Here is a 3,424-nt window from a genome sequence, read left to right as displayed (position 1 = left end):
ACGCGAAGCGGAGCAGGGGAAGCGCAGGTCCGGCGGGTGCGAGCGCTGATCATGGCGACCTGCCACACCGCCAAACCGGCTGATGCGGATCAGCAACTGCTGGTGGACATCGACCTCGCCATCCTGGGCGCCGAGCCAGCGCGTTTTGCCGAATACGATGCGCAGGTCAAGGCGGAATACAGCTGGGTGCCCGAGGTGGTTTACCGGACCAAACGCCGGGAAGTTCTCAAAGGTTTTCTTGATCGCGCTGTGATCTACAACACGCCACTTTTTCGTGCACGCCTCGAGCAGCAAGCCCGAACGAATTTGCGGACAGCGATCGCCTGAGTATGAAGCACCGCATGGCATCTGTTGTGCTGAAATGAGGTGTTGTAAGTTCGAGGAGCCGCCATGTGCCGCAACATCAAAACCCTGTTCAACTTCGAACCGCCGGCCACCGAGCTGGAAGTCCGCGATGCTTCGCTGCAGTTTGTGCGCAAGCTCAGCGGCTTCAGCGTGCCGTCCAGGGCCAACGAGGCTGCGTTCGATCTGGCCGTGGAGGAGGTCGCTGCCACCGCGCGCCGGCTGATCGCTTCGCTGGTCACCAGCGCGGAACCGCGCAAGCGCGAGGTGGAGGCCGACAAGGCGCGTGCCCGCTCCATCGCGAGGTTGGGGGAGCGCGACCTGGCATGAGCCCACCCGCCCCCCACAAGGACACCGCCGCCATCCGGCAAAGCCTGGTGGTGTTTGCCAAAAACAAGGCACGTTTGTCGGCCTTCTACCGGGAGACGCTGGGCCTGACGCTCGTGGAAGAGGAAAGCAGCCATGACCTGTTGCAGGGGCCGGGCATCGAGATCGTGATCCACGGTATTCCCCGCCAATATGCCATGGCTTGTTGATGACTCGGGCCGTCTGGCACCATTTCGCCCGGCTCAAACATCAGGCAGGCCAAGGCCCCGACCTGATAGCCCCCTTCAGCCAGGGCTGCCAGGAAGTTGTTGTCCAGATTGTTGTTCACATACTCGGACTTGCCCGTGTAAAACAATTTGGTTGGGCATTCGACGCCAAGCTTGAAGCGTGATTTGGACAAAAGTCGGGCGGGTTGAGTCATGACAACGTCAAAGAATCCATATGGTTTGAATCGGATCCCGGATGCAAGAAATGCAACCCAGGGTAGAAACAACTTGATCAGTTAAATGCGTTCCGAAAAGAGTTGACTAACTAATTCGCCGCAAATGACCTTGCGAGAACTAGATAAGAAATGGTTCAGCGAAGAACTATGACAACTGACCGCCAGCTCGACTGACCAACGTTTCTGATGCTCCCTGTGGGTTCCAGTGAGGATGTCAAATGCATCACCCGCACCCGCTGATCCGCTTGGCTGGGCTGATGGACCGGGAGTTGATCGAGCATCACTTCTCGGGTCACTTCAAGTCGGGCCGTGGTATGCACGATCACCTTGTTCATCGAGTGTGTGGCAATTTTGCAAGGCCGACTGCGGAGTTGTCAGCCATACGTTTCCCTTGTGGGTCAGTGCAACATGGGGCGGTGCATGACTCCGAAGCGATCTGCTAGACCAGCCAATCGCTTGTCAAGCGTCCATAGTTCGATGCCGGGCGTAACAAGGGCGGAAGCAAGAAGCATGAGGTCTACCAATCCGCATCCTGCGCCGAACAGGCGCTCGCGCTCGATGAAGTCCATCACCTCGCGCACGCTTGCCTGCTGGGCCTGCTGCAAGCTGCCAAGGTCGGTCAGCGTTTGGATTCGATTTGGCGGTGTTCCGCAGGCGATCTCACCCAGAACCAGCGGGTGAGAAAACACGACGTCAAGTTCAAGCAAGTCCGTCAGCGCATCGTTGTGCATACGGAAGTGATCGACCCACACGGACGTGTCAACAAGGACGCCTCTCATTGCTGGGCATCCTCGCGACGGCGTGGAATGTCCTGCATTTCAGGCGTGGTGGCACCAAGGGCGGCAAGCCGCTTGGCGGCTTGGACGCGCACGAAGGTCTTGATGGCCTCCCGGAACAGATCAGCCTTGTCCATAGTTGGATCTGCCACTTCGAGCGCCCGCTCGTACAAGGCGTCGTCAATCGTCACGGTGGTACGCATAGCCGCTCCAAAATGCATCTAATAGGATGCGATATTGCATCAGATTAGGTGATTTGTAAACGTCTGATGCTGGCGACTCGGAAAGAAGGACGCCCCGGCAAGCGTAGAAAGATGTGCAGACCGCCAGGATTGGGGGCCCCTGAATCCCCGATGGCCACCCCAAACTGCTCCACTGTTGGCCAGTCAAACTGCTTCAGGCTCAAGCAACCTGCCGCGCCAAAGCCTGCTCAGCCCGCTGACTGATCACCAACTCCACATGCAGCTGCGCGCGTGTCAACGCCACAAACAAAAGGGCACGTTTGTCCGGAGACAGCTCGTCGAAATCCACCTCCGTGATGACGAGCGCAGGCGATGCCTGCCCCTTGAACCGTCTGATGGTTTCAACCGTCAGATCACCATTCGTCCACACAGGTCGACCTGCATCGTCGTAGGCGCCATTGAAACGCCGCAAGACCCATGACCCGAGCATGTCCCCGTGCAGTTCGCTGCGCTCTCGCCCCCGCCAGGTGAGGATCACGATGTCGGTCAGAGCAAACCCCTTCCGCTGGCAGTTCTCCACAGCCGCAAGCGTCGCCGTTTTCAGGCTGCGAATGCCTGGCTGATAAGTCTGAATGCCGGGATCTTCACCCTGATACGGACTGCAAGGCACAACGGGCTGGTTCGTCAGCCTTAACAAGTTGATCAACTCCACAATCCGACGAGGGCTGCGGAAGTTTTCCTGGCTGTTGACGATGACCGCGTCAGGCAACTCGATGGCATCCCTGTCCGGGTACAGACACTGATCGGGATCATCCAGGATGTAGAGCTGACCCGCATCTTTGAGTCTCTTGACCAGCGCATCGACCCAACCGGCCTGCATGTCCTGCATTTCGTCGATGATCAACAAGTCCAGATCGGCAGGCTGTTGCGAAGCGTACGCGAGGTACGAGCTCGTCATCGATTCAAAGTCGATCGCATCCGCTGTTGGACGGCCGGCTTGCTCCCAACACAACTGGTGAAACGTCCCAATCTCGACACCTCTGGACACGGGAGGGGCAATATCCCGCAGGTGATCGGCCAGGGGTCGATTGAAGCAAACGTAAGCTGACCGCAGACCTTGCTCAGCACTGCGCCGCAACAAGCCGAGGGCCAGCTGTGTCTTGCCAGAACCAGCCGTGGCTTGTACGCGAATCAAGCCGGTGGGGGCCGTGATCCGGGCGTGTCCGAATTTTTGTGTAAACGGGTCGGACTTCAATTGACGGAGATGCGGTCTCCGAACTGAATGGTAAAGCGGGTCAGCGCGGCCTTCCAATCCCGGATGGGCAGGGTCCACTTCTGGCTGATGTTGCGCAGGG

At 58.5% G+C, this 3,424-nt stretch carries 6 protein-coding genes; 3 read left to right on the top strand and 3 right to left on the bottom strand.

Going from position 1 to position 3,424, the window contains the following annotated elements; genetic code table 11:
- The 3 genes from BN2503_RS18655 to BN2503_RS20600 form a co-directional block, all read left to right on the top strand.
- On the top strand, positions 1-327 hold a 327-nt coding region (locus tag BN2503_RS18655), incomplete at its 5' end, for an HD domain-containing protein (protein ID WP_434799884.1).
- 63 nt (positions 328-390) lie between these two features.
- Entirely contained in the window at positions 391-672 is a 282-nt protein-coding gene (locus tag BN2503_RS18650) for a DUF2277 domain-containing protein (protein WP_054258090.1), read from the top strand.
- Positions 669-878: a VOC family protein gene (locus tag BN2503_RS20600; RefSeq protein ID WP_054258089.1), complete on the top strand. Its 210-nt coding sequence runs from the start codon at positions 669-671 to the stop codon at positions 876-878. Before BN2503_RS18650 ends, BN2503_RS20600 begins: the two co-directional genes overlap by 4 nt.
- A gap of 631 nt (positions 879-1,509) precedes the next feature.
- Here the strand turns inward: BN2503_RS20600 and BN2503_RS18635 are convergent.
- From BN2503_RS18635 to BN2503_RS18625, 3 genes are all read right to left on the bottom strand, one after another.
- Positions 1,510-1,890 (bottom strand): type II toxin-antitoxin system VapC family toxin, encoded by a 381-nt coding sequence (locus tag BN2503_RS18635; RefSeq protein WP_054258087.1) that lies wholly within the window; start codon positions 1,888-1,890, stop codon positions 1,510-1,512.
- Positions 1,887-2,090, bottom strand: coding sequence for a type II toxin-antitoxin system VapB family antitoxin (locus tag BN2503_RS18630; protein WP_054258086.1), 204 nt, complete (start codon positions 2,088-2,090; stop codon positions 1,887-1,889). The genes BN2503_RS18635 and BN2503_RS18630 overlap by 4 nt, the downstream gene beginning before the upstream one ends.
- Positions 2,091-2,289: 199 nt before the next feature.
- A complete protein-coding gene (locus BN2503_RS18625; protein ID WP_054258085.1) occupies positions 2,290-3,324 on the bottom strand; it encodes an AAA family ATPase in 1,035 nt (344 codons plus the stop codon).
- Positions 3,325-3,424 lie beyond the last annotated feature (100 nt).

The sequence above is a fragment of the Paenacidovorax caeni genome, from assembly GCF_001298675.1.
GTDB lineage: Bacteria > Pseudomonadota > Gammaproteobacteria > Burkholderiales > Burkholderiaceae_C > Paenacidovorax > Paenacidovorax caeni.
This window is presented reverse-complemented; position numbering and strand designations above follow the sequence as displayed.

Bases quoted from the DNA above. Each gene is read 5' to 3' on its own strand.
- BN2503_RS18650 (WP_054258090.1), top strand. From the start codon at position 391: ATGTGCCGCAACATCAAAACCCTGTTCAACTTCGAACCGCCGGCCACC.
- BN2503_RS18635 (WP_054258087.1), bottom strand. From the start codon at position 1,890: ATGAGAGGCGTCCTTGTTGACACGTCCGTGTGGGTCGATCACTTCCGT.
- BN2503_RS20600 (WP_054258089.1), top strand. From the start codon at position 669: ATGAGCCCACCCGCCCCCCACAAGGACACCGCCGCCATCCGGCAAAGC.
- BN2503_RS18630 (WP_054258086.1), bottom strand. From the start codon at position 2,090: ATGCGTACCACCGTGACGATTGACGACGCCTTGTACGAGCGGGCGCTC.